Below are 25443 nucleotides of genomic sequence, written 5' to 3'. Positions count from 1 at the left end.
CCACACATTGATAAAGGTACATATCATGAAGCATCCGTTCCTGATCGACACCGCAACCTTGCAGGCATCTCTGGGAAAACCAGGCCTCGTCGTGATCGACGTCCGAGGCAGATCCGCCTATGAATTCGGAGGCCACATTCCCGGTGCCGTCCACACGACCTGGCACGATTACAGCGATCCCAACGCCGTAGCCAAGGGACTGCTCGACCCGGATGTTGGACGGCTGCAGGAGAAGTTGAGGGCATTAGGACTGAACAATGACAGCTCGGTGGTGATCTATTCCAATCCGTTCGACAACTGGGGGGATGAAGGCCGAATGTTCTGGATGCTGGAATATTTGGGTCATACCGATCTGAAGATTCTCGACGGCGGATGGGTCAAGTGGGTGGACGAGCGTCGCCCGTTCGAGCACGGGCAGGTGAAACCCAATCCCGGAACATTCACTGCCAAGGTTAATTTTGGAATTGCGATTGCCAAGGACGAACTCAGGAAAGTCGTAAAAGATCCCGGATCTCAGACAGTGCTCCTCGATGCCAGAAGCCTCGAAGAATATTTGGGCAAAGAGATATCGGGTATTCCTCGAGCCGGTCATATTCCCACGGCGATCCATCTTGGCTGGAATGGGTTTCTCAATTCGAATGCCACAGTCAAAGAACTTCCGGCGATTCAATCCATTCTGGAAGAGAAGGGGTTACGATCGGAGCAGGACGTGATTTGTTATTGTACCGGAGGTGTACGTTCCTCGTGGTTGTATGTCGTACTCAAGATGGCGGGATTCCACAAGGTGCGCAATTATCCAGGGTCATGGTGGGAATGGAGCAGAGATTTCGGGTGTCCTGTGGAAAAGGATATCCAAGGACTTCAAAAAGTGCTGGGATATGAAACTCCGTCCCGGCCTTCTTGACACCCCCAAAACGGCTGTGTAAGGTGAAGCAGGTACGGGGGAACACGCACGCGTGTCCTGCACTGATCGAATGAAACTCAATCACCTACAGGAGGTTCCATGAAGATCCAACGTGCAGTATTGATGGCAGCAACTGTCGCCCTGCTCGGAATGCCGTTTGCGGCCTATGCGGACAACAAGCATGTGGCCGAGGCGGTTGAGCACGCTAAGGAAGCGGTGGAGCATGGCAAGCAGGGTCACGCAGATGCGCTGGTCAAGCATGCCGAAGGATCTTTGAAACATGCGGAGGCCGCCGGGGTGAAAAATCCGCACCTGGACGAAGGAGTCAAGCATCTCAAGGAGGCGATCGAACACGGCAAAGCGGGGCATGCCGATGTGGCAACCAAGCATGCCGAGGGTGCGGTGACGCATCTCTCCGAAGTCAAGTAACGACCCGACGAAGAGCCGGGGGCTAGGGCTTCTGGCCGATTGTTCTGAACGGGCAGGGGAGATCCCCCTGCCCGTTCTCGTATGGAGGCAATGGGCAAACGTTGCGAGTGGGTTACTACCAGACGAACCCCCAGTTCGGTAATGTTTCAGGAAACCTGGATCGCATCAAGGCGAGCCTTGAACCCATCGAGGCGGATCTTCTCGTGCTTCCCGAGTTATGCGCGTCCGGTTATCAGTTCCTCTCACGCGAAGAAGCATACGACCTCGCAGAGCCGGTTCCGGATGGTCCGACGACACGGCGCCTGCTCGAGTTGGCGAAACGAAAGGATCTGTTCATCGTGGCTGGTCTGCCCGAACGGTGCGGGTCCGTCTGCTACAACTCTGCCGTACTGGTCGGTCCCCGGGGATTTCTCGGTTGTTACCGGAAGACCCATTTATTTTTTGAAGAAACGTTGTTTTTTGCTCCCGGGGATACGGGGTTTCAAGTGTGGAACCTCGGCGGCGTCACCGTCGGCATCATGATCTGCTTCGATTGGTACTATCCCGAATCGGCCCGCACGCTGGCTCTCAAAGGGGCGGATATTATCTGTCATCCGTCCAACCTCGTATTGCCGAATTGTCCGGATTCGATGCCTGTTCGCTGTCTTGAAAACCGGGTTTTTGCGATCACGTGCAATCGCGTGGGTCGTGAGACCAGGGGAGGAAAACCTCCGCTGACCTACATCGGCAACAGCGAAATCGTGAGTCCGATGGGAGACATTCTTCATCGGGCGCCCGGCGATCAGGAGCATCTGTGCGTCGTGGACATCAATCCAGCCGATGCACGGAATAAGGCCGTCACTCCCTACAACGATCTCCTTCAAGACCGGCGAGAATCCCTTTATAAATAACCGCAGAATTCCACGCCGCTTCTCCAGATCTCTTGCGCGTAGAAGAACCTCGCGTTAGGATATCCATGGTTATGAAAGTTCCACTCGGAAAAGGTATCTTCCTGATCGCAGCTCCGAACCTGCGTGATCCGAATTTCAGGCAAACTGTCGTTCTGCTCTGTGAACATGGGGCAGAAGGCGCGTTGGGCGTCGTCGTCAATCGGCCGACCGCCATGTCCGTCTCTGAGGCATTGCCGCACGTGCCGATTCTCGAAGGACAGCGCCATGTATTGTTTTCAGGAGGGCCGGTTCAACCCAATCAGGTCATGCTCCTCTACCGCCTCGATCAACTGCCCGAGAATTCGCACCATGTGTTTGATGGGGTATGTCTCGGAGGAGACATGGAACTTGTCGATAGGATCCTCACGGAAAAGCAGGGTACGGATGCGTTCCGTGCCTATGTCGGATATTCCGGCTGGGGCCCCGGCCAGCTTGAATTGGAAATGAAGACCGGCTCGTGGTTGACGATTCCTGCCGATCCCACCATCGTCTTCGAGCGCGATCCCGTCCGCATATGGTCGGAAATTGTGAGTACCCTGGGTGAAGATTACCGCCTCTATGCCGACATGCCATTCGATCCGTCCTGTAATTGACCGAGAATTCGTGCTCCCTCCGTTGCGGCCCGTCCGTTTGAGGTGATACCCTCCTCGCGATGTCGCGGTCATTGGCCTTCCCGATCCCGACCCGTACATTCGCACCAGTGCTCGTAGCATTGACAGTTCTCTGCATCCTCCCCGCGTGTGGGGTGGGATATACGATCGTCAAATCCGAATCCAAGCTCGATGCGCTTGCCGTTCCGATGACCAAAGCCCAAGTGTTGGATGAGATTGGAAATCCCGATCGGGTCCTCCGCGATGACGGCCGGGTTCTTGTATGGGAATATTCCCTGACGGCCCGCCGGCAGTGGTTGTATGAGTTGGGGCTCTGCCCGGTTTCCATCTGGATCGGAGGGTGTATCGTGTATCCGTTTACGAATCTCGCCTTGGAACGGCAGCGGGAGTACCCGCACCACGTGGTGCTGATCAATGACGAACTCTGCGCATGGGGTACTCCTGCGGCGATTCTGCAACGCCGGAAGGCCTGTGAGACGACCGGAATTCAATCGCGGCGCCTCGAAGGCGCATCCGGACGACCCGAGCCGACTGTGACCGGGCTGGGGCCCATCAACCGTGACATGATCGATCGCTACCGTACGATGGCCGTCATGATGTTGGAGGATGCCCCGGATGCCCCAGGGTCTGGGGCTCGCGTGGCCGGAATCATTACGACGCTTCTGCTCGATCTCGACATCAATATGGTAGAGCGGGCAAAGCTGGATGAGGTGTTGAACGAGCAAGTCATTCAATTGACTCACGCCGACGACGCCAATGTGCTGCGTGTCGGACGATTGGTGGGCGCTCAAGCCATCATTGTGGGAGGCGTCCAGCAATGGGAACGTCAAGAGCAGGGCCGAACGAACAACGTCTCCTTATCGTTGCGGATGATCGACGTCGAAACGGGGCTCCTCCTGTTCAACGGAGAAGGGCATCTGACCGATTTGACCAGCGATGATCCAGAAGCCTCAGCGCGTCTCATTGTGCATCGCATCCTTACCCGGTTCGGCTCCCAAACCGGCCTGTTGGGATCGGGGCGTATCGGCGTCAATTGGGAGCTCATGGAGGAAAGCGGTTCGTACTTTTATCAGGTTAGGGAGTTGCGGAGCGGACTTCCGGCGGAGAAGGCGGGACTGAAGGTGGGCGACCATGTTGTCGCGTGTAATGAAAAGCCCTTGGCCGATGTGGGCGTGGAACATGACGCCAAGCGTCTGTGTCAGGTCGAGGCGGGACAAGTGCTGTATTTGAACGTGCGTCGCGCGGGGAAGCCGTTGAACGTTGCAGTGACGGCCGAGCGACGGCCTGGCTTGTAAACGAATGACTATAGAACGGAGACTTCGAATGGACCCGATGGAATCCGCGTCGCAGGCAGAGACCGGGCGGCCGACGTTTCTGAAACATCTTCACGATCGTCCGCAGGCTCCGTTGGCCGACTGGCTTCGTGCCCCGGCTCATGTCCACTATAAGGCCTTTCGCATGTCGGATCCTCCAGCTCAACGCAAAGCGAGCCGGGACGAATTTCAGTCCTTGCTCTCTTCTTTTTTCTTTCCAGCAGAGCATCGGGTCCTTCGCGACACGTTCGGATATGGGGTCCGGGAGGGTGGGCAAGGCGATCGGGTGATCGTCGTGTGGCAGGCTCACACCGAGTATTATAACTATCAGCTCTGGCACCTGCCTCCGCCGTCGATAGGCCATGTCTCGTTCGGACCATTGCAGTTCCCGGATTTCACGTTCCCGGCGACTCCGCTTGGCACGGCGGTCTGTGCGCTGGACATTCTGCTGTCACACGACCCGCTTCCGTCAAACGGGGAATTGCGCACGCTGCTTCCCGGACCGGTGCTGTACGGAAGCAAGGTCTTTGACGAGCAGACCAGTCTCGTGACCAGTTTTACACCGGATCAGGATGATCGTGAGCGCTATTGGATCAGTCTCGGCAACACGTCTTCCGTCTCGCGGTTGAAGGACATCGTGGATGCGATTGTGAGGATCGAAACCTATTACCATCTGCTGCTGATGCAGAAACCTCTGTTCTCTGCCGCAATCGATCAGGTGTATAAGTTCGAGCAGGTCCACCTCAAACAGCGAGAGATCATCACGGGACACATTGCCCACGCCGATTCGACGACGCTGCAGCGTTGGCTCAACAGTCTGACCCAGGATCTCCTGAAAACCAATCGGATCGCGGGACGATTACACTTCGAATTATCGGCTTCCCTGCCGTACGACAAGATCGTGCACACGACACTGGCCTCGCTCGCGGAACGTCCTCTTGATTCGTATCGCCCGGTATCCGATTTTATCCTTGGAGGAATCACTGGTGCCGCCGAAGGATATCAGCAGTTATTACGGCGCATTGAGACGTTGCGCGGTGGATTTGAAGGCATCATTTCGATCATTCGAGCGCGGGTGGATCTGATTCTGGAAGGGCAGAACCTGTCGCTTCTTCAAAGCGTGGACAAAACCACCAAGAGTCAGGTCATCCTCCAGCACACGGTGGAAGGGCTGTCGATCATCGTCATTGCGTATTACCTGGCAGGTCTGGCGGGGTATGTGTTTAAGGGATTGTATGAAATCGGCTGGCTGAAGAATCCGAACATTGCTTCGGCGATTTTCGTCCCCATCTCGATCGGCTTGGCGTTCGTCATCACGAACGTGAGCAAGCGATACTTGCACAAGAAGCTAGCCAAGGAACAGGCCCAGGATCACGAGCATCGCCCTTAGGCCCTGTTTTCTTCCAACACGTCGGCGAATGAGCGTGCCAGAAAGCGTCCAGTATGCGACACAGGGTTGGCGGCGATCTGCTCGGGTCTTCCCTCTGCCACGATATGTCCTCCTGCCGCTCCTCCTTCCGGGCCCAAATCGACGATCCAATCGGCAGACTTGATGACGTCGAGGTTATGTTCGACCACGACGAGGGTATTGCCCCTGTCGACCAGTTTGTGCAGCACGATGAGAAGCTTTTTGACATCGTCGAAGTGGAGACCGGTCGTCGGTTCGTCCATGATGTACAGCAGATGTCTGTCGGAAGGATCTTTCAGTTCCGCGGCGATCTTCAGTCGTTGCGCCTCGCCTCCGGAGAGCGTCGTGGCCGGCTGTCCAAGCCGAAGGTAGCCTAGCCCGATCGAGGAGAGCAATTCGAGGCGTCCCCGCAGCTTCGTCAGGCTTGCGAAAAATATCCTTGCCTCATCGACGGTCATCTTCAGGACATCGGCGATCGTCTTACCGCGGTGGCGAATGTCCAAGACATCCGGTTTGAAACGTCTTCCTTCGCAGATCTCACAGGGAGCATAGATGTCTTCAAAAAAGTACATCTCCAGTTTTTCGACGCCGCTGCCCTCACATCGCTCACACCGTCCTCCCGGGGCGTTGAACGAAAAATGCCCGGGTTGGAATCCACGGCGACGCGACTCGCGTTCCGATGCGAACAGATGGCGAATGTCATCGAAACATTTTAAATAGGTGACCGGATTGGATCGTGGAGTTCGTCCGATCGGCTGCTGGTCGATGAGTCGCACTCCGTCCACATGTTCCAGGCCCTTGATGGCGGTGAATTTCCCCATCGGCAAGGATTCGACACGGAAGGCGCGCGCCAGTGCCCGATAGAGCGTATCTTCCACCAGGGTGCTTTTCCCGGACCCCGACACGCCGGTGACACAAATCAGCATGGCGAGCGGAATCCGGAGCACGAGATTTTTGAGATTGTGTTCCTGGGCGCCGGCGATCACGAGGGTTCGGCCATTGCCCGGCCGACGGGAGTCCGGCGGGGGGATGATCTCTTCATCCCTCAAATATCGCGCGGTGAGTGCCTGTGAGTCCTTCACGAATGTTTTTGCCGGTGCCGCGCAGACGATGTTGCCGCCTTGCTCTCCCGAGCGGGGACCCAGTTCGACGATGTGGTCGGCCGATTCAATCATTCGTCGATCGTGTTCGACCACGACCACCGTATTGCCCACCTCCGCCAGATCTTTGAGGATCTCGGCGAGCAGATCGGTGTCCCGCGGATGAAGTCCGATGGTGGGTTCATCGAGCACATAGAGAGTGCCGACGAGGCGCGCTCCGAGCTGGTTGGCCAGAGAGACCCGCTGCGCCTCACCTCCGGACAACGTTTTCGTTTGCCGCGACAAGGTGAGATAGCCCAATCCGACCCGCTGGAGAAAGCCGATCTTGGATTTCAGCTGCCTGACGATGTCGGCAGCCACTTCCCGCTCGAACGTACGCAACGTGAGCTGTTCGATCCATGTCCCGAGGGCGTCGATGGTGAGCTCACTGACGTCATGAATGTCGTGAGACTGGATCTTTACGGAACGGGCGTGGGGCTTGAGACGGCTTCCTTGGCAGCCGGGACAACGAAACGGGGTCCGGTACCGGCTCAGCAGAACTCGGACGTGCAGCTTGTACCGTTTGCCCTCCATATAGTCGAAGAAATCGTTCACCCCTTCGAAGGATGCATCACCCGTCCACACCAGAGTCTGGATGGTCTTCGGCAAGTCTTTGAACGGAACAGTGAGATCAACGCCCTTGCGTTTCAATCCGAGCAGCAGTTGTTTTTGCCACCAGTCGGTTCCTGGCTTACTGAACGGCTCGATAGCCCCCTGTGCCAGCGACTTGGCACGATCCGGTATCACCAGATCAGGATCGTAGCGAAGCACATTCCCAAAGCCCGTGCATTCAGCGCAGGCTCCCAGGGGGTGGTTGAACGAGAACAGGATCGGACGAAGCGGTTCAAACCGGCGACCGCAACCCTGACAGGAAAAATCCGCACTGTACGAGTGCAAGCCGTGACCGACGACGTCAATCGAGCAGCGCCCGTCTGATTCACGAAAGCCTGCCTCGACCGCTTCGACCAGACGGCCGCGGTCTCGCGGGCGGATGCTGAGCCGATCCAGAAGCACGTACAGAGGCGGTGGCAATCGGAGATCCGAGGCCGCCACCACTTCATGCAGGTCGAGGACGTCCTCACCGGTCTTGATTCTTGCGTAGCCGCGAACGAGCAATGATTGAATGAACGCCCGCTCCTGACCGGGAGGGGGGCCATCGACCGGAAACAGGACCATAGCCCGCTCGTCGGGGAAGCGCTTCAACAAATCTTCAGCCACGGCATCGGGGTGAAAGGCCCGCGCGTCTTGATTGCAATCCGCACAACGCGGTGTGCCGATCTTCGCGAAGAGCAGGCGGAGCAAGTCGGAGATTTCAGTCGAGGTTCCCACCGTCGATCGGGAGGTTCTCACTTGATTTTTCTGCTCGATGGCAATGGCCGGCCTCACATTGAGGATGCGATCCACATCCGGCCGTGCCACTTTGTCGAGAAACATGCGGGCGTAGGAGGAAAGAGATTCCACGTACCGCCATTGTCCTTCCGCATAGAGCGTATCGAAGGCCAGCGAAGATTTACCTGAGCCGGACAGGCCGGTGATCGCCGTGACTTTGTTGTGAGGAATACGGAGTGAAATGTTCTTGAGATTATTCTGACGCGCCCCTTCGACTATGAGGTCGTCCGAACGTGGAGTGGAGGTCATAGAGTGCGGCGACTGTAGTTTTTTCTGTTTGGAGCGGACCCGACATCCTAACAAGGCACAGGCTTGCGTGCAAACTGCAGCCGGCCGCATCGTTGACAGGTAAAACTAAGCTTTGGCTTGGGAAATCCCCCGGTCAATGGGAGGATGGACCGTTGGCAATAAAGGGGAGCTTCCGCGAAGCGAAGAGAGAGGGACGTATCTGTGATGACACAACCGTTCAGCCAGCCTGACTATCTGGGTATTGGCCGTCAACTCGCCGGTTTGCTGGCTTCGAGTCTGGAGGGCCCCTCCGGACATGCACTGAAAGAACTTGCTCGCGCGTATGATCCTTCGGCAGACGAAAGTCGTATCAGCGCCGAAGCGTTCCTGTTTCATAAATACTTGGTCGTACAAACGTGTGTTGGAACGTTTCCGGAATGCCGCGTAGAGGAAGTCATTGGTGGATTATTTGCGGTTTTGAATGAAAAGGCTTCCGGCTTGATGTTGAGTCGAGACCGTCAGGACGCGATGGAGCAGATGTGGCTGGTGCGGGCAAAACAATTCGACGAGCCATTCGGCGACGACCGCCGGCACTTCTTGAGCGATGAGAATGACGGTATCTACTGGAAGCGCTCCCTGATGCAGTTTTGCCAGAATGTTCGTCTCCTCGAACATCCACCCGATATCTGGGCCGGCGGAAGAGGTCCATCTCATGAGGCGAGCATGATGGTCACGCGGGCTATCGGAAGCCTCATCTCGGCGATGAGTGAAATGAGCCGCCTGCATTTCGGCGCATGAGTGGACATGAACGATCCGTCCCGAAGCAGTCGACTTTCCGTCGCAATTCTGTTCATCTACTAGATGGCAATGTGCGAGAAGTCCTTGTGTCGGACCTGTTTCGCCCTCTATCCTGGCCGCGCGGTCTGTACGTTGTCGTGTCGAATGCCGAGTTTCGGTCCCGGATGAGGCGATGCATTGGCTGAAGCGGATAGCACTGGTAGTCGCCTGAGACACCACCCCGCATCGTTCCTGCCACAATTACCATGCATAGTTCCAGGAAGATCGTGAGGAGGCGCTTGTTCGATCCGTTTTCATTCAACTGCCGCGCTCAATCGTAGAACATGAATATTGTGTAGCGTTCAGCGTAAGACGAGCTTCACGATGCCGACACAGCCTATGTATAACGCCAGCGCCAAGCCTGTGGCCGCCCAGAAGCCCAGCCGTGGCACACCCACGACCATTGCCGTGACATAGGCAATCCAAGGAGGCACAAACCACAACAGAGTCTTGGCATATCCGACCAGTTCATCGACGCCACCGTTCAAGTAGATCAGGATGAACGTGGCTCCGGTAATGGCTGGGAACGTGCTGGCGAGCGCCGCCAGGAACGAATGCCCTCTGGATCCCAAATAGGTTGAAACACTGACGATCGTACCGCCCAAGAGAAAATAGAGGACGTACTTGCCGAAGGCATCCATGATTCACGCTCCTTGTCCGATCAGAGAGAAAGAGTCCAGCGCGCCGCATTGTACAGAATGAGCACCTCGACCGCATGGGCGGCAATTGTCGCATACAGATTATGCATGCGTAACCACATGATGCCCCAGACCAGACCATCCCATATCGCGATCCAATGAAGATGTCGAAACGTGTGCACCATGAACGGATCGAACGAAAAAACCAGGGCGCTGATTCCCAGAGCCAGGGATGAGGCAACTAGCCGACGATCGGGTCTGGCGACAGTCGCTGCCAGAGCAAGCAGCCGGCCGAGAAGAAAACCTCGAAAGTTCAGTTCCACGAACAGCGCGATCCCCGTGATGAACCATGGGACCATGAGGAGCATCGGAAGCCGTCCGTGGGGCGTGGTGGTCAGGAATGTGATGTCGAACCCTGCCCGGGGGTACAGATCGAGCATGATGAATGCATTGAGCCCGCCCAATAGCCCTCCAACGGTCGCGCCAACCACCAAGCCTCGTGAAAATTTTCGTCGTTCCAGGCCGAACCGGGAGATCAAGCCGGGGTTATAGGCAGACCAGATAGCGCATGCCAGATACGCGACGGCTTGAGGCGAAAATTGAATCAGCGTGTTCTCACGCAGACCGGCCGGCAGAACGTAATAGGCAACGGTGACGGTGATGGGAAGGAGCGCGAGCGCAGCCCCGCGCTCCGGAGTCTGTGCCGGCATGGTCTGGGAGACCGGCCCGGACGTTGGCATGAACGGTTACTGCAATTGGAGGTTGTAGCGATCCAGGGTACTGGCTTTATGCCGTTCTAAGTTGGACAGGGACTTGTTGTAGTCGACAATAGCCCGCAGTTCATTGCCTTGGGCGGTCGCCAGGTCACGCTGAAAATCCAGCACGAACCGGGTCGTGCTCAGTCCCACCTTCAACCGTTCTTGTTCCGCTTGAAGCTGCTTCTCCGCCATGATGCGGGCGGAACGGGTGGTCTCAATCCGTTTAAAATCCGTCTGCACTCGGCGCACGGCCTCTCGAACTCCGACGATGATCTGCTGCCTGATGCTGGCGAGCGACGACTCCGCGTTCTTCCCTTCCATCTGCCGCCGGTTGTACGTACTGAAGGCGGAACGATTGCCGAGCGGATAACTCAAAACAAGTCCGGCGCCGTAATTATAGAAGTCGCCGCTGAGATTTCGGTTGGCGGAATCTGGGTAATCCTTCCCCAGCCCGGCGAGTCCCATCGTGCCTTGAAATGAAAGTGTCGGGAGCAGCTGATTCTTCGCGAATTTGGTGTTGATCTCGCTGGTCTCGACGTTTTTCTTCGCCTGCACGATCTCCGGCCTCCGATCAATCGCGATATCGATGGCTTCCTGTAGGCTGATCGGTTCCAGCGCCACCACCGGTTGATCCTGAGGGGTCAAGCGCATATCCAGTCGCAGCTCCTCTTCGCCGGGATTCAGGAGACGCCGCAACTGATCTTCCTGGTCGCGAATCGACTTTTCCGCGATCAGGATCTGTTCGACTCGCGACGCGACCGCGGCTTCGGCCTGCAGGACATCCACAATCGACATCACGCCGGCTTTGGCCTTGGCGCGATTGCTGGCCAACAATTCCTGGGCTGCTTTCAATGCGGCTTCCGCCACTTTGAGATTTTCATTGGCAAAGACGAGTTCCCAATACGTTTGTTCCACCGTGGACAGAACCGTCAGTACCCGGTCACGGAACACATGCTCTTCAACCGTGGCATTGTTCTGGGCGATACGGATGAAGGTCTTATTGATCTCGATGCCGGCATTGCGGAGTAACGGTTGTGTGAGTGTCAGCGCAAGACCCCCCGTCCAAGCCGGGTTGAATAGAAACCCGGTCGCGACATCCTGATTGACGTTCGTGCGGGACGGGCTGTAGTTCAAATCGACGTTGCCTCCGGTGATCAGATTGGTCGTCGCATCCAGGGTGACGGATTGATTTCGCTGGTCAAAGACGGTGATTTCATTGAGCGACCCGATCGTTCCCCCGAAGACCGGACGGTTGAGGGGGTTGACGGTACGGCTATACTGGCCGTTAACGCTGAGTGTCGGATCGAACTTCGCTTGTTCGACCACGATGTCGGTCAGACGGCTTTCCTTTGTCTGACGGCTAATGTTGATATCCAAATTGCTTTTCAACGCCCGGAGCGCCGACTCAGCCAGTGAGATGGGCTCCCTCCGCTCTTCCGGTTGTCCTTTGAGCTCCCCGGCACCTTGGGCGGTCCCGGCAGTCCAGGCGAGGCCGATCCCGAGAGCGAATGAGAGCGCGCATCCGAACACAGTGGTCGATCGATACGTCATGTTCCCCCCTGTAGTCGACAAGCCAAACTGGGCATACTATAATGAATTCATGTCAAGCTGTCACCGACTTCCTGTTCTGGTTTGTGCGGGAGCCGTTCTTTGCCTCGGCCTCTTCTCTGTACCGGCTTGGAGTCAAACGATTTCGAGTGTGCGATCTTTTGACGGAGGGGTTGCCCCGTTGTTCACTTTGCCCGGACCGGGAAGTCTGTATATCGACAATCACGGCACGCAAGGGTTCCTGTATACGCCAGGAAGCGCCTTTTTCCAAACATACAATTTCCGCAATCCCACGACCGGTCAAGCATGGAGCGGGGCGGTGCAAACGCTGGGTCCCCAACTCTCGATCGGATTGGTCCAGGGAGCAAATCAGGTTGGGCAACCGCTTGTTCTGCCTGCGCCGCCGCGAAGCCTTCCACCTCTGCCACCGATCGAGTCAACGATTCTGGACGATATCCCCTAACCGTAACGCTATCCGCTCGCCTCGATAGACTCTCGGCTCATTTGCGGATCATGCTTCTGCGCCAACGTTGAGCTTTTTATTGGTAGGCTAATTTCCAGATGACCGCCAGGACGTACCGCGCGACAGCCCGGAGTTTTTCCGGCTCGATATTCTCAGCAGTGTCGGATGATTGATGGAAGTTCGGATGGACGCCTCCGCTGACCACTGTCACTGTGGGAACACCAGCCTCTTTAAATGGGACGTGATCGCCTCCCGGGAAAAATCCGAACAAGTCCACTTTATCGGAGAGCCCTGACCGTGTTCCGGCCTCCACCGCCAACGCGTTCTCGAGATCGGTGACCCCGACCGTCAACCTGCCGTTTCCCGCCCCTGCATGATCGACGTTGATCATGGCGATCGTTTTCCCGAGAGGCACAATCGGCTGCGAGACATACAACCGTGATCCGAGCAGCCCCTGCTCCTCTCCGCTGAACGAAACGAATAGAACGGACCGTTTGGGAGCGCTCGGCGCGAGAGCTAGGACGCGCGCGACCTCCAGCAAAACCGCGGTTCCCGAGGCGTTGTCGTCGGCGCCGGGGAAGAGCAGTCCGCCCTGCCGGCCGAAATGATCCCGATGGGCGCCGATGAGGACGGTTTCATCCGCGGCCGGCGATGATCCTCGAATGAGGCTTGCGATGTTGTAGAGGTCGCCCGACGCCACGTGACTGGTCCAGTGCAGGCGGGCTTTGAGTTGCAGGTTTATGGAAAGCGAAGCTCCCGAGCGATTCAGGTCTTCCTGCAATCCTCTCAGAGATTTCGTTCCGCCGCTTCCCGCTTGCACGACAGACTCTGCGAGATGAGTGCTGATCCACGCGCCGGGCAATCGGTGAGCATCTTCGATCATCGAATAGAAGGCGGCGGGCTTTCCGCTTACACCCCGCCGCTGTTCATAGGGAGTCAGGACTGGCCCGGTGGCGGTAAGATAGGCGATGGCGCCATGCTCTTTTGCCGCACGTTCTTTATCGCCGTGGCTGGCCGATCCGGTGAACGTATCCGGCTTTCCCCGCAAAAAGAATACGATTTTCCCGTCGACGTCGATGCCCGCGTAATCGGCCGCTAATCCATAGCCGACAAACACAACTGATTGTTCCACGTCAGCAGAAGGGGAATCGAACACCGGAAGAAAATCCGTCCCCAGCCTGGCGGCTGAATCCCCCGATTGAGGATCGATGCCCAGAACGGGATCGTCTTGTATGGTCGTGACGGACACCTGGCGGATCTGTTTCCACTCCCGTTGGGGAAGCGGATTTGTGCGATCGTCCGGCGGTGACGCCGGAGCACGATGGAGCCGAAGCGCGCTGAAGCGATCGCTGACGAACGCGGCGGATTCCATGTCCTGTCGTGAACCGGTCTGGCGACCGCGCAGGCGCTCACCACTGAGTTCGCGGATATCCGCCATCATTCGATCTGGTGAAATGTCGTCAAACGCCGATGCGAACCATGCGTCAGAGCGCAAGGAGTGATCGAGCGGTACGGCTACGCATGCCGTAGCCAAAAGCACTCCCGTGAGGCAGACGACGATGACGAGACAGAACCCTTTCATCGGCATGTTGCTCCGAGGATGACGAGCGTGAACGCACTATAGCACGTGCGGGCTGATCCGTTGCAGGAGAGCCAGGGTCACGCTACTATGCCCGCTCACCGAACGCATGAGGAGTGATGATGCAGCCGACAGGTTCCAGTCAAACGCCCAATCGCCTTGCCAAGGAAGCCAGTTTCTATCTGCGACAGCATGCCGGCAACCCGGTTCAATGGTATCCCTGGGGAGCGGAGGCCTTAGCGAGAGCGAAGGAAGAGGATAAACCCGTTCTCTTATCAATCGGGTATTCGGCGTGCCACTGGTGCCATGTGATGGCCCATGAATCGTTCGAGAACAACGAAATCGCCGCCATCATGAACGAACAGTTCATCAATGTGAAGGTGGACCGGCAGGAGCGTCCCGATTTGGACGATATTTATCAGAAAGCGGTCCAGGTGTTTACCGGACGTAGCGGCGGTTGGCCGCTGACGATGTTTCTGACACCTGATCAGGAGCCGTTTTACGGAGGGACGTATTTTCCCCCCGTGCCGCGCTTCAACCTGCCGGGATTCTCTGACGTATTGCGGGGAGTGATTGAAGCGTATCGGCACCATCGAGACGAGGTCACAAAGAACGTCGAGCGGGTCAGATCCGGGCTGCGCCGCGTGGGCGATCCATCACCCTCCGACACGGCGCTCTCGGAAGATCTTCTCACCCGTGCGGCGCAAGAATTAGAACAGTTGTTTGATCCCGTCCATGGCGGATTCGGTGAAGGTCCGAAATTTCCGACGGTTCCCCCTTTGTCTGTCATGCTGCGACATGCCGAGCATACTCATAACGAGGAAATTCGAGGAAAAGTTTTTCTTCAGCTACGGACGATGGCAGCAGGGGGAATGTACGACCATCTAGGCGGCGGATTCCATCGGTATTCCGTGGACGGGCAATGGATGGTCCCACACTTTGAGAAAATGCTGTATGACAACGCCCAACTGGTCCGAATCTATTTGGACGGCTGGCGTCTGACGAAAGATGAGCGGTTCCGTCGCGTCGTCGAAGAAACGCTCGAGTATGTGCGGAGGGAACTCACGCATCCGGACGGCGCCTTTTATGCCGCTCAGGATGCGGACAGCGAAGGTCAGGAAGGGAAGTTCTTCGTCTGGACACCCGGGGAGATTACCTCGATCCTCGGCGCCAATCTCGGGCGGGAATTCTGTCGTCTCTACGGAGTCGTCGAGCAAGGAAATTTTGACGGCAGGAACGTCTTACATCGCTTACACGCCTTGGATTCGTCCGCCGAGGAACAAGAACAGTCGGAAGCATTGCTGCGACCGATGCGGGCCAAGGTCCTCGCCGCGCGGGAACGACGCCCAAAACCACAACGCGACGAGCACATTCTCACAGGTTGGAATGCCATGATGGCCGTTGCCTATGTGGACGCATACTACGCCTTCGGAGAGAAGAGCTATCTCGCGGCTGCAGAAAAGGCGCTCACCTTTCTTGTCGATTATGCGGTGGTGGAGGGACGCGTCTACCGAACCGTGGTGGCGGGGCAGGGCCGGATCAATGGATATCTCGATGACGCGGCGTGGCTGGCCGCGGGACTGCTCGATGCCTTCGAAGCGACCTCGCATCGTTGGTATCTGGACCAGGCGCGAGCGGTCGCCGACGGCATCTTGAACCACTTTTGGGATGCTGAGAAGGGCGGATGTTTCTTTACACGTCACGACCATGAACCGCTCGTGCAACGGATGAAGTCTGGGACCGATAGCGCGGTTCCATCCGGAAATGCGGTGGCGGCTCACGTGTTTCTGAGACTCTTCTCTTTCACGAGAGAAGAACGGTATTATGGCGTGGCCGGGGATATTCTACGGCTGTTTCAAGGACAGATGGCGCGCAATGCCTACGGATATTCATCTCTGTTGTGCGTGCTTGACTGGTATGTATCGCATCCAAAGGATATCGTCATCGTCGGCAACCGCGGGAATCCGGTGACAGAGGCACTGTTGTCCACCGTCCACCGGCGCTTTCTTCCCAACCGGACGATTCTTGTCGTGGAAGAGACCGCGCGCTCCGGTGATGGTGACTTGCCGCTTGCCGTCGGCAAGTCTGGGATGAACGGAGGACCGGCAGCGTATGTTTGCCATGGACAAAGCTGCTCTCTTCCCACGACCGAGCCCAAGCAGTTGGATCGGCTGCTCTAATTAGGAGGACATTGTGGCGGGAACCGATTCGCGAAAAGGGTTGTATGATCATCTCTATCAGCGTTTTTATGAACGGCGCAACACGCATGAAGGATATGATTTTCAGCACGCACCGGGAGGAAGCGTACAACCGCCGGTCGTGAAGTTCCGTGACAAATTGAAATGGTGGACGTGGGACCGTTGGCAACGCAGAAAGCAGATCCTTCGGGAGCGCGACCGTCAGCAGCAGGAAATTATCAATATGAAAGGGCGCTCATAGTGCAATCCAGAGCCAGACAGAGGTGGAATGGGCAGCTGAAGATCGGCGTAGGATTGATCGTGTGTGTGGTGGCCGTCTTCTGTGTGTATCGGGAATCGCAAGCCATCCAGGCCGAAAGTCAGACGGAGAAAGAGTCGAATCTCAAAGGGCAGGCTCTTGCAGAGCTCTTCCATCGCTGGACATTCGATGAACAGAAGCCGAAAGAGCCGCCGTCGGGGTTCTCATCGATTCAGGCCGGAGGTGGTGGCGTTTCCACCTGGGATGTCAGACCAGATTCGAATGCCCCGTCGTCTCCGAACATTCTGAGCGCAACGTCTTCGTGCCAATCAACAACCTGCTATCGGATGCTCCTGGTCGATGACTTGCAGTATGAGTATCCGGACATTTCGGTGAGAATGAGGGCTCCCGATGATGCACGAAGCTCTTCTGGTGGATTGATCATCAGCGCGAAGGGTTCCGACAATTTTTATGCGGCCATCGTCAATATGAACGAGAAGACCGTGAGGATCGTCAGAATGGTCAACGGGAAGGAAACCGTGCTCAGCCAAGCCTCAATTTCTCCGAAAGCCGTCGACTGGCATTCGCTGCGGGTTCAACGCGACACCATCATCAGCAAGGACGTGATCGAGGTATTCTTCGATGGGTTACTCATGCTCTCAGTCCGGGATCAAAGCCTCGGGACCGGGCAGGTGGGTCTGCTGGCATATGGGGAAACCACCTTGTTATTCGATAGCTTGTATGCGGCGCCTCTTTTTTCCCAGCGTCCATTGTCAAATCCAGCCGCGTACTGACCATCTGAAAAATCTGATCAGTATGTGATTTGGTCTTGCTTTGTCCTGTTGCTGTGAGGTATTGTGTACCAGTGTATCACCGCGAATGGCCTGGCGGTGAGACAGTTGAACGTGACAGGCCCGGTACTGATGTTGTTTTGGTTCTGCCCGGGGATCTGATCGGAAGCCAGACCTGAGTCGCCATCGTGTTCGCGTCTTCGGCCCACTCCTTCCTCACCTCTTCTCGAGTCCAAGACAACACCATTTTCTCAAAGGAGGAACCCGATGGGTTCGAAGATTTATGTTGGGGGTTTGCCGTATTCCACAACCGAGCAGCAGCTGAGTGATTTGTTTGCTGCACACGGGGCGGTGGCATCAGCCCGTATCATCACTGATAAATTCACCGGCCAGTCCAGAGGATTCGGCTTCGTGGAAATGTCCAGTGATTCAGAAGCCCAGACGGCGATCACGTCGTTAAATGGCACCCAACTGGGCGGACGTACATTGACTGTCAATGAAGCGCGACCGCAGGAACCGCGTTCAGGCGGTGGAGGCCGCGGCGGATTTGGCGGCGGCCGGCACTGAGCCGGATCGTTTACGTATCCAAACCGGGGCTGTCGTCATGACAGCCCCGAATCACATCCTTCCTAGAATTGCCCATCCTCACGATGCGTTTCTCGGCCGAGTGATCGGCCGTACTGCAGTCCCGGGAAGTTGATCCAACAAGGAGTTTTATGTCTATGTTTGCTCAGATGAATCTGCCCCCGTTTCTTGCCCAGCGCCTGGCACAGGCCGGTATCACGACGCCAACACCGATTCAACAGGCCGCCATTCGGCCGGCACTGGACGGTCGTGACGTCATGGCGCAGGCCAAGACCGGGAGTGGGAAAACCCTCGCCTTTCTGCTGCCCATGATCGATCTGGCGTTGCGCGCCGTTCCGCCGCAGCTCGAAGCAGGGACCGCGAAATTTTTGATACTGGCACCCACGCGCGAGCTCGCTCTCCAAATCGAGTCAGAACTCCGCAAGTACGCTCCTCCGGCAGTCACGTCGCTGGCCGTCTATGGCGGAACTCCCATCGAGAGACACTATCGCGCCTTGAGAAGGCACCCGCTGGTGGTTGTCGGCACTCCCGGCCGGCTGCTCGACCTGGCCGGTTCGGGACATTTGAAACTTGGCGCAGTCACGTGGCTGGTCATGGACGAGGCAGATCAGATGTTGGACAGAGGATTTCTGCGTGATATCCAGCGGATCTTGAAGCTGCTCCCGCGCGAGCGACAGACGCTGCTTTTTTCCGCAACGTTTTCACAGGACATCCTACAGTTGGCGCAAGGCATGCAGCAAAATCCGGTGCGTATCTCGGTCGATCCAGGCGTCAACAGCCCGACGTCCATCACGCATGCCTACTATGTCGTCCCCGGCGAGCAGTCACGCGCACAACTCGTTCACACACTGCTGAAAACCGTCAGGGCCGGCGACCGATCCATGGTGTTCTGCGACCAAAAATACAAAGTCAGGCGGCTGGCCGCGCGATTGGGCGGGGAAGTGGCTTCCGTCGGGGCCATCACCGGCAACCACAGTCAGGCCCAACGTGAGCGGACACTCGGAGCGTTCCGAGCCGGCAGGATTCGGTCGCTTATCGCCACCGATGTCGCGGCGAGAGGACTGGACATTCCGGACGTGGCCCAGGTGATTCACTACGAATTGCCGACGAATCCCAACTCGTACGTTCATCGCGCCGGACGAACCGGTCGTGCGGAAAAGGAAGGGGCGACGTTTCTCATCCTGTCTCAAGCAGAAGAGCACGAGTATCTCCGGATGGTCCGGCAACTGCGCATTCAGACCAAGAAGCTGCCTTTGCCGGAATTCGCCGTCATGCCTCCTGCGGCGACGCCTCCGGCGGATGAGCAACAGGCGGGGCGGCCTAGGTCGCGCCGGCGCGTTGAATTCAATTCGGCGCGTCACCACGACAACCAGTCATTTCGGCGTCAAGACAATTCATACGGCGGCAGCCGCCGCATCGGACGCTAACCCACCGGCATCTCTCATGCTCAACCGGAAGCCATGGCCGACTCAATCGGTCGGTCATGGTCTTTCGTTCAACTGTGAATCCATCCGCTGCGGCGTGATACAGTAACGGATCAACAGGACGTCCGATGGCACCGTTTCGACTAGAAGCGCCTTTCAAACCATGCGGGGATCAACAGCAGGCCATTGAAAAGCTGACGGCCGGGATCCGCGCCGGCCGCAAACACCAGGCATTGCTCGGTGTGACGGGCTCCGGCAAGACCTTCACGATGGCCAACGTCATCGAGCAGGTCCAGAAACCCACGCTTGTCCTCGTGCACAACAAGACGCTTGCGGGCCAGCTCTATCAGGAGTTCAAACAGTTTTTCCCGAACAATGCAGTAGAGTATTTCATCAGTTATTACGATTACTATCAGCCCGAAGCCTACCTGCCCCAGACCGACACCTACATCGCGAAGGATTCCTCCATCAACGATGCCATCGATCAAATGCGTCATGCCGCGACGTCATCCCTGCTTCAACGCAATGACGTGCTGATCGTTTCATCGGTTTCCTGTATCTACGGGCTGGGGTCGCCGGAAATCTATCACGGAATGCTGCTGTATGTGGAGGAAGGCATGGAGATTCGGCGGGAAAAAATTCTCGCCAAGCTGGTGGAAATCCAATATGAGCGCAATGACATCGACTTCCATCGGGGGACGTTCCGTGCCCGGGGCGATGTCATTGAAATCTTTCCTGCGTCGAACGAGGCTCGATCGGTCCGAATCGAATTGTTTGGCGACGTCGTCGATGCCATCCATGAGATCGATCCGTTGACGGGCAAATCGCTGGCGCGGCTTCCGAAGGTGGCCGTGTACCCAAATACCCACTATCTCATTGCCCCTGACCGATACGAGCAGGCGATTACCGGCATCGAAGATGAATTGGACGAACGCGTTGCCCTGTTCAAGACTCAGAATCAACTCGTGGAGGCTCAGCGCATCGCCCAGCGGACGCGATTCGATCTGGAGATGATCCGCGCCATGGGCTACTGTCATGGAATCGAGAATTATTCACGTCATCTGAGCGGACGGAAGGCCGGAGAACCGCCGCCCACGCTCATGGATTATTTCCCCAAAGACTTTTTGCTGATCGTTGACGAATCGCATGCCACGATTCCGCAAGTCGGCGGCATGTTCGAAGGCGACTACTCGAGAAAGCGGACGCTGGTCGATTACGGATTCCGGCTTCCATCAGCCGTGGACAATCGTCCGTTGAAATTTTCCGAATTTGAACAGTGCCTCAATCAGGTCATTCATGTCTCGGCGACGCCGGGTCCATATGAGGTGAAGCATACCCAGGGAGAGGTCGTCGAGCAGATCATTCGGCCGACCGGCCTGCTCGATCCCGTGATTGAGGTGCGGCCTGCCAAAGGCCAGGTGGATCACCTGCTCGGAGAAGTGCGGGCGGAGGTCCGGCAAGGCGGGCGCGTCCTCGTGACCACGCTGACCAAGCGCATGGCGGAGGACCTGAGCGAGTATTACCATGAAATCGGGGTCAAGGTGCGATACCTCCATTCCGATATCAAAACGCTGGAACGGGCTGAAATCATCCGTGACCTGCGACGGGGAATTTTCGATGTTCTCGTCGGGATCAATCTGCTGCGCGAGGGGTTGGATCTTCCCGAGGTGAGTTTAGTGGCCATTCTCGATGCCGACAAAGAGGGTTATCTCCGCTCCTACCGGTCGTTGATTCAGACGGCCGGCCGTGCGGCCAGAAATGCCAGTGGCCGCGTGATCCTGTATGGCGATTCGGTCACCGACTCCATGCGAGAAGCCATAGGTGAGACGGCGCGCCGGAGGAAAATCCAGACCGACTATAATGATGCCCACGGAATCGTGCCGGTCAGCATTAAGAAGGACATTCTCGCGCTGGAATATGCCAATGGATCCACAAATGTCGAACAGTTGGAGCTCGCGGCCGAGACTCCGGCAGTGTACGATTCGGCGGAAGGCATCGATCCATTGATCAAACGCCTTGAACAGGAGATGAAAGCTGCGGCCAAAATTCTGGAGTTCGAGAAGGCCGCAGCATTAAGAAACCGCATTCGCGCCTTGCGGCTGCAGGAATTGGAACTGAAGACCGAGCGTTAGACGTTTTTGTAGAGGTAGACGCCGACGAACATCCCCAGAAGGCTCAGCAGGCTGATCTTCAAGCTGAATCCCAGAGTCAATTTGACGAGGATCAGATCAATCGTGAGGGGAGGACTGATCCCCGGCGTGAAGTTGGTCGAGAATATCGTCTGAATGGTTCCTTGGGGAGCCATGACTCTGAGAATTTCTCCGAGGACTCCTCCCAGCAACCCTCCGATTACGAGGAACATGACCAGAACCCATGGGGATTTTCTCACCAGTATTGCCTCGTAAACCGTTGACCGGACAGAATGATTGGCTCGATCGACCATATCGAAAGGACTGCATCATGTCAACAAAATGCTCCGGTAGGTCCCGGATCGATTCTCACAGTATCCATCTCCATCACCCTTGACATCTTTCGGGTGCTCCACTAGACTGCCCGATGCTCTTTTGCTAGATTTTTCGAGGCGATCGGAGATCTGGGGGTGCCACTTCGATTGCCTTTTTCTTTGTGAGCGCCATGCTCGATTCACTCAGTGAAAAATTTGAAAACATCCTGAAGAAGCTTCGCGGCACGGGTGTGCTCACCGAACAGAACATCGGGGAAGCCCTCAAGGAAGTCCGGTTTGCACTCCTGGAAGCCGACGTCAACCTCAAAGTCGTCAAGGACTTTATCGAGCGTGTTCGCGAAAAGGCCGTGGGGCAGGAGGTCCTGAGCAGTTTGACCCCTGGACATCAGGTCGTCAAGGTTGTCTGGGAAGAACTGAAAAACATGATGGGGAGCGAGCGAGCCGGACTGGCCCTCGTTTCCTCGCCGCCCACCGTCGTCATGATGGTCGGATTGCAGGGGGCCGGTAAGACGACGACGTGCGGCAAACTCGCCAAGCTGTTTAAGAACCAGGGCAAGCGTGTGTTGCTCGTGGCAGCGGATCCCCGGCGCCCGGCGGCGGGTGATCAATTGGCAAGCCTGGGACGTGATCTCGGTATCGACGTGCATCGCGCGGAACAGGCAGTCGCGTCGGAGCACGACGTTGTCGGTGTCTGTCGGGCCGGCGTGGAGCGGGGCCGGGATCAGGGTTTTGATCTCGTGGTCCTCGATACCGGCGGCCGTCTCCATGTGGATACTGAATTGATGGCGGAATTGGTCGCGGTGAAGACGGCCGTTCAGCCTCATGAAGTTCTGCTCGTCGCAGACGCGATGACGGGGCAGGACGCCGTCAACATGGCGGGGCAATTCGACCGCCAAGTCGGACTGACCGGCGTCATCCTGACGAAGACGGAAGGAGACGCGCGGGGCGGGGCCGTGCTGTCGATCAGGGCCGTGACGGGCAAGCCGATCAAATTTCTCGGCGTGGGAGAGAAGTTGGATGCCCTGGAGCCGTTTCATCCGGATCGAATGGCTTCCCGAATATTGGGCATGGGCGACGTGTTGTCGCTGATCGAGAAAGCGCAAGTCACGTTTACGCGTGAACAGGCAGAGGAGACTCAGAAACGCCTGACGAGCAATACCTTCACGCTTGAGGATTTTCGTGCCCAGATCGGCCAGATGAACAAGCTCGGCTCCCTGGATCAGATTCTGAGCATGCTGCCCGGCGGGCAGAAACTGAAGGGCGCCATGGATGGGCAAGTGCCCGAGCGCGAGATGAAGCGAGTTGCCGCGATGATCGATTCGATGACATCGCGTGAACGGCGCGATCACACCGTCATCAATGGGAGCCGGAAAAAGCGGATTGCACGGGGCAGCGGGACCAATGTCGCCGAAGTCAACCGGCTGATTAAGCAATTCTTGTCCGCCCGCAAGATTGCGAAGGCGATGACCGGAGCGGGAGGTCGCAGACAGCTGGCACAGCTTCTGCGCACGATGTGACAGGCACAAGCACGTTATCGATCAACTAAGGAGGACGACGGTGGCCGTTCATTTGAGATTGACGAGAACAGGACGACATAAGCGACCGGTCTATCGGGTGGTGGCGGCGGATTCACGTATGCCACGCGACGGGCGCTTTCTGGAAATTTTGGGCATTTTCGATCCGCTCAAGGAAGCGGGATTGCCGGAGCTGAAACAGGAGCGCGTGCTGAGTTGGCTGCGCCACGGAGCTCAACCTACCGTGACGGTGAAAACTCTTCTTCGACGGTCCGGCCTCTGGAAGCAGTTCGAATCAGAGAAAGCGAGCAAGAAAAAGGGAGCGTGATTCGTGCCCGTGGGCCAAGACGATCGCGTGACAATCGGGCGCATCGAAAAGCCCTTTGGAGTCCGGGGTCAGGTTAAAGTCCGTTCACTGAGCGACGTGCCGGGACGGTTCGATAATTTGCATGCCGTCACGGTGCTGGGTGAAACCGGACAGACGACGGACCGCACCGTGTCACATGTCCGCCGGGCGGGTGCCGCCTATATCGTCGGGTTTCAGGACGTCACGACGCCGGAAGAAGCGGGCACGCTGCGCGGAGGATTAATCCAGGTTCCTCGCGAGCCTCTCTCCCGGACGCAGGAAGACACGTATTACGAATGTGATCTGATCGGCATGACGGTCGTAAATCAGGACGGCCGCGAATTGGGGCGCGTGGAAACGGTATGGGCGTTGCCGGGCCATCATGTACTGGTAGTGAAGGATGGATCGCGGGAGACGTTGATCCCAGCCGCGAAGCACTTCGTCCTGAACGTCGATGTGCCGGCGCGGCGAATGGTTGTGCAAGGGGTCGAGGGCCTGATCGAGGATCATCATGAGATGTGATGTCTTCACCTTGTTTCCCGAGATGATCTTGCCGGTCGTGGGAAGCAGCATGCTGAAACGGGCGCGGGAGAAGGCTCTGCTTGAAATCCAGGTGCACAATCTTCGCGACTATACGATCGACAAACACAAAGTGGCGGATGACGTGCCATACGGCGGAGGGGCCGGCATGGTCATGAAGGCAGAACCGATTCTCCGTGCGGTGGATGACGTATGTTCAAGCTACGGCACGCAGGGAGACCATGTGCGGTTGTTGTTGCCGTCACCCCAAGGGAGACCATTTACCCAGAGCGTTGCCAGAGAGCTGGCCGGTGAGACGCGGAGATTGATGTTCATCTGCGGGCACTACGAAGGGATCGACGAACGCGTTCGGCTGGCATTGCAGCCTGAGGAAATTTCGGTCGGGGATTACATCCTGACCGGCGGGGAACTCGCGGCGTTGGTCGTGATCGACGCCGCGGCGCGGTTGGTGCCGGGGGTCTTAGGTGATCCGGAATCGATTGTAGAAGAGTCGTTTTCTGAATCGCTGTTGGAGTACCCGCACTATACAAGACCGTCGGAGGTTCGCGGCATGACGGTGCCGGACGTGTTGCTGTCCGGGCATCACGAGGCGATCCGTCTGTGGCGGCGCAAAGAAGCACTCCGTGCGACGTACCAGCGCCGGCCCGACTTGTTGGATAGGACGGTGTTGAAAGAGGAAGATCACCGGTTGTTGGGAGACATCATTCGGGAGGGCATGCGGGGCATGCCCGTTCGTTGTGGGGGGGAGGAGTAGCCATGAATCAGTTGGAGAGAGTACAGCGTGCGCTGACCAAGAAATCGACCCCGAAGTTCGAAATCGGGGACACGGTGCGTGTTCATGTCAAAGTGGTGGAGGGTGAGAAGGAGCGCATTCAGGTCTACGAAGGAGCGGTTATTGCGCGCAAGGGGACATTGAATACTGAGATGTTCACCGTGCGCAAAGTGTCTTACGGGGTTGGGGTGGAGCGAATTTTCCCCATCCATTCCCCGATTGTGACCAAAATCGACGTCGTCCGCCAGGGAAAAGTCCGGCGCGCCAAGCTCTATTACCTACGCGGGAAGAAGGGCAAATTCTCCAGAGTGGAGGACCGCGAATTTGTGGGAGAGTCAAAATCGCAGGCGGGAGGCTCCCGAACCGCCGAGCAGAAGGCCGAACCGGTCGAAGTCGGG

The 25443-nt window shown here is 57.1% G+C and carries 24 protein-coding genes and 1 pseudogene; 19 read left to right on the top strand and 6 right to left on the bottom strand.

Translation table 11 applies throughout. The annotated features are described in order from the left end of the window. Positions 1–25: 25 nt before the first annotated feature. The 6 genes from W02_RS07070 (at position 26) to W02_RS07045 (ending at position 5576) form a co-directional block, all read left to right on the top strand. Positions 26–904 carry a sulfurtransferase gene (locus W02_RS07070; protein ID WP_173046149.1) on the top strand — a complete coding sequence of 293 codons (879 nt, stop codon included), beginning with the start codon at positions 26–28 and terminating at the stop codon, positions 902–904. 99 nt (positions 905–1003) lie between these two features. Continuing rightward, complete coding sequence (gene smbP / locus W02_RS07065; RefSeq protein WP_173046147.1) at positions 1004–1333, top strand: small metal-binding protein SmbP; 330 nt, start codon at positions 1004–1006, stop codon at positions 1331–1333. 107 nt (positions 1334–1440) lie between these two features. Continuing rightward, positions 1441–2223: a nitrilase-related carbon-nitrogen hydrolase gene (locus W02_RS07060; protein WP_232068719.1), complete on the top strand. Its 783-nt coding sequence runs from the start codon at positions 1441–1443 to the stop codon at positions 2221–2223. A gap of 71 nt (positions 2224–2294) precedes the next feature. Then, the gene (locus tag W02_RS07055) at positions 2295–2855 is read left to right on the top strand and encodes a YqgE/AlgH family protein (RefSeq protein WP_173046143.1); all 561 of its coding nucleotides are present in this window, start codon (positions 2295–2297) and stop codon (positions 2853–2855) included. A 59-nt stretch (positions 2856–2914) separates the two neighbouring features. Then, the gene (locus W02_RS07050; RefSeq protein WP_173046141.1) at positions 2915–4168 is read left to right on the top strand and encodes a CsgG/HfaB family protein; all 1254 of its coding nucleotides are present in this window, start codon (positions 2915–2917) and stop codon (positions 4166–4168) included. 28 nt (positions 4169–4196) lie between these two features. Continuing rightward, positions 4197–5576, top strand: a complete 1380-nt coding sequence (locus W02_RS07045; protein ID WP_173046138.1) for a DUF3422 family protein — start codon at positions 4197–4199, stop codon at positions 5574–5576. Here the strand turns inward: W02_RS07045 and uvrA are convergent. Further along, a complete protein-coding gene (uvrA, locus tag W02_RS07040) occupies positions 5573–8371 on the bottom strand; it encodes an excinuclease ABC subunit UvrA (protein ID WP_173046136.1) in 2799 nt (932 codons plus the stop codon). The two genes, W02_RS07045 and uvrA, sit on opposite strands and share 4 nt — an antisense overlap. Positions 8372–8572: 201 nt before the next feature. Here uvrA and W02_RS07035 point away from each other — a divergent pair, with 201 nt between their 5' ends. Next, positions 8573–9148: a hypothetical protein gene (locus tag W02_RS07035; protein ID WP_173046134.1), complete on the top strand. Its 576-nt coding sequence runs from the start codon at positions 8573–8575 to the stop codon at positions 9146–9148. Between the two features lie 341 nt (positions 9149–9489). Here the strand turns inward: W02_RS07035 and W02_RS07030 are convergent, their stop codons facing one another. Genes W02_RS07030 through W02_RS07020 form a run of 3 tightly spaced genes read right to left on the bottom strand, consistent with a single transcriptional unit; the run spans position 9490 to position 12134 of the window. Continuing rightward, positions 9490–9828, bottom strand: a complete 339-nt coding sequence (locus W02_RS07030) for a DUF3147 domain-containing protein (protein ID WP_173046132.1) — start codon at positions 9826–9828, stop codon at positions 9490–9492. Positions 9829–9848: 20 nt separating this feature from the next. After that, positions 9849–10565: a hypothetical protein gene (locus tag W02_RS07025; RefSeq protein ID WP_173046130.1), complete on the bottom strand. Its 717-nt coding sequence runs from the start codon at positions 10563–10565 to the stop codon at positions 9849–9851. Between the two features lie 6 nt (positions 10566–10571). Beyond that, entirely contained in the window at positions 10572–12134 is a 1563-nt protein-coding gene (locus W02_RS07020; RefSeq protein WP_173046128.1) for a TolC family protein, read from the bottom strand. A 148-nt stretch (positions 12135–12282) separates the two neighbouring features. On the opposite strand from W02_RS07020, the gene W02_RS07015 reads away from it, so the two are divergent. Further along, entirely contained in the window at positions 12283–12594 is a 312-nt protein-coding gene (locus tag W02_RS07015; protein ID WP_173046126.1) for a hypothetical protein, read from the top strand. 76 nt (positions 12595–12670) lie between these two features. Here the strand turns inward: W02_RS07015 and W02_RS07010 are convergent, their stop codons facing one another. Beyond that, positions 12671–14182 carry a M28 family peptidase gene (locus W02_RS07010; RefSeq protein WP_173046124.1) on the bottom strand — a complete coding sequence of 504 codons (1512 nt, stop codon included), beginning with the start codon at positions 14180–14182 and terminating at the stop codon, positions 12671–12673. A gap of 110 nt (positions 14183–14292) precedes the next feature. Between W02_RS07010 and W02_RS07005 the strand changes: the two genes are divergently transcribed. From W02_RS07005 to uvrB, 6 genes are all read left to right on the top strand, one after another. Continuing rightward, on the top strand, positions 14293–16353 hold the full coding sequence (locus W02_RS07005) for a thioredoxin domain-containing protein (RefSeq protein ID WP_197742167.1): 2061 nt from the start codon (positions 14293–14295) through the stop codon (positions 16351–16353). A 13-nt stretch (positions 16354–16366) separates the two neighbouring features. After that, a complete protein-coding gene (locus W02_RS07000) occupies positions 16367–16612 on the top strand; it encodes a hypothetical protein (RefSeq protein ID WP_173046122.1) in 246 nt (81 codons plus the stop codon). Further along, positions 16612–17403 carry a hypothetical protein gene (locus tag W02_RS06995; protein WP_173046120.1) on the top strand — a complete coding sequence of 264 codons (792 nt, stop codon included), beginning with the start codon at positions 16612–16614 and terminating at the stop codon, positions 17401–17403. Before W02_RS07000 ends, W02_RS06995 begins: the two co-directional genes overlap by 1 nt. 264 nt (positions 17404–17667) lie before the next feature. Beyond that, on the top strand, positions 17668–17967 hold the full coding sequence (locus tag W02_RS06990) for an RNA-binding protein (RefSeq protein ID WP_173046119.1): 300 nt from the start codon (positions 17668–17670) through the stop codon (positions 17965–17967). A gap of 149 nt (positions 17968–18116) precedes the next feature. Then, positions 18117–19412, top strand: coding sequence for a DEAD/DEAH box helicase (locus tag W02_RS06985; RefSeq protein WP_173046118.1), 1296 nt, complete (start codon positions 18117–18119; stop codon positions 19410–19412). Between the two features lie 125 nt (positions 19413–19537). After that, on the top strand, positions 19538–21541 hold the full coding sequence (gene uvrB / locus W02_RS06980; protein WP_173046116.1) for an excinuclease ABC subunit UvrB: 2004 nt from the start codon (positions 19538–19540) through the stop codon (positions 21539–21541). Here the strand turns inward: uvrB and W02_RS06975 are convergent. Next, on the bottom strand, positions 21538–21798 hold the full coding sequence (locus W02_RS06975; protein WP_173046114.1) for a DUF4321 domain-containing protein: 261 nt from the start codon (positions 21796–21798) through the stop codon (positions 21538–21540). The genes uvrB and W02_RS06975 overlap by 4 nt on opposite strands. 245 nt (positions 21799–22043) lie before the next feature. Between W02_RS06975 and ffh the strand changes: the two genes are divergently transcribed. The 5 genes and pseudogenes from ffh to rplS form a co-directional block, all read left to right on the top strand. Further along, positions 22044–23390, top strand: coding sequence for a signal recognition particle protein (ffh, locus tag W02_RS06970; RefSeq protein WP_173046111.1), 1347 nt, complete (start codon positions 22044–22046; stop codon positions 23388–23390). A gap of 40 nt (positions 23391–23430) precedes the next feature. Next, entirely contained in the window at positions 23431–23715 is a 285-nt protein-coding gene (gene rpsP, locus W02_RS06965) for a 30S ribosomal protein S16 (protein WP_173046110.1), read from the top strand. Between the two features lie 3 nt (positions 23716–23718). Beyond that, entirely contained in the window at positions 23719–24255 is a 537-nt protein-coding gene (rimM, locus tag W02_RS06960) for a ribosome maturation factor RimM (RefSeq protein ID WP_173046108.1), read from the top strand. After that, positions 24245–25027, top strand: coding sequence for a tRNA (guanosine(37)-N1)-methyltransferase TrmD (gene trmD / locus W02_RS06955; RefSeq protein ID WP_173046105.1), 783 nt, complete (start codon positions 24245–24247; stop codon positions 25025–25027). Before rimM ends, trmD begins: the two co-directional genes overlap by 11 nt. 2 nt (positions 25028–25029) lie before the next feature. Beyond that, a pseudogene (gene rplS / locus W02_RS06950) lies at positions 25030–25362 on the top strand (50S ribosomal protein L19); the annotation flags it as partial. Between the last annotated feature and the right edge of the window lie 81 nt (positions 25363–25443).

This window comes from Nitrospira sp. KM1 (genome assembly GCF_011405515.1).
GTDB lineage: Bacteria > Nitrospirota > Nitrospiria > Nitrospirales > Nitrospiraceae > Nitrospira_C.
The sequence above is the reverse complement of the archived record's forward strand: the minus strand, read 5'-3'. Positions and strand labels throughout refer to the sequence as shown.

Coding starts and splice junctions, on each gene's coding strand:
- W02_RS07020 (WP_173046128.1), bottom strand. CDS start 12,134: ATGACGTATCGATCGACCACTGTGTTCGGATGCGCGCTCTCATTCGCT.
- uvrA (WP_173046136.1), bottom strand. CDS start 8,371: ATGACCTCCACTCCACGTTCGGACGACCTCATAGTCGAAGGGGCGCGT.
- W02_RS06990 (WP_173046119.1), top strand. CDS start 17,668: ATGGGTTCGAAGATTTATGTTGGGGGTTTGCCGTATTCCACAACCGAG.
- W02_RS07030 (WP_173046132.1), bottom strand. CDS start 9,828: ATGGATGCCTTCGGCAAGTACGTCCTCTATTTTCTCTTGGGCGGTACG.
- W02_RS07010 (WP_173046124.1), bottom strand. CDS start 14,182: ATGCCGATGAAAGGGTTCTGTCTCGTCATCGTCGTCTGCCTCACGGGA.
- W02_RS07050 (WP_173046141.1), top strand. CDS start 2,915: ATGTCGCGGTCATTGGCCTTCCCGATCCCGACCCGTACATTCGCACCA.
- W02_RS06985 (WP_173046118.1), top strand. CDS start 18,117: ATGTCTATGTTTGCTCAGATGAATCTGCCCCCGTTTCTTGCCCAGCGC.
- trmD (WP_173046105.1), top strand. CDS start 24,245: ATGAGATGTGATGTCTTCACCTTGTTTCCCGAGATGATCTTGCCGGTC.
- W02_RS07005 (WP_197742167.1), top strand. CDS start 14,293: ATGATGCAGCCGACAGGTTCCAGTCAAACGCCCAATCGCCTTGCCAAG.
- ffh (WP_173046111.1), top strand. CDS start 22,044: ATGCTCGATTCACTCAGTGAAAAATTTGAAAACATCCTGAAGAAGCTT.
- W02_RS07055 (WP_173046143.1), top strand. CDS start 2,295: ATGAAAGTTCCACTCGGAAAAGGTATCTTCCTGATCGCAGCTCCGAAC.
- W02_RS07025 (WP_173046130.1), bottom strand. CDS start 10,565: ATGCCAACGTCCGGGCCGGTCTCCCAGACCATGCCGGCACAGACTCCG.
- W02_RS07045 (WP_173046138.1), top strand. CDS start 4,197: ATGGACCCGATGGAATCCGCGTCGCAGGCAGAGACCGGGCGGCCGACG.
- uvrB (WP_173046116.1), top strand. CDS start 19,538: ATGGCACCGTTTCGACTAGAAGCGCCTTTCAAACCATGCGGGGATCAA.
- smbP (WP_173046147.1), top strand. CDS start 1,004: ATGAAGATCCAACGTGCAGTATTGATGGCAGCAACTGTCGCCCTGCTC.
- W02_RS07070 (WP_173046149.1), top strand. CDS start 26: ATGAAGCATCCGTTCCTGATCGACACCGCAACCTTGCAGGCATCTCTG.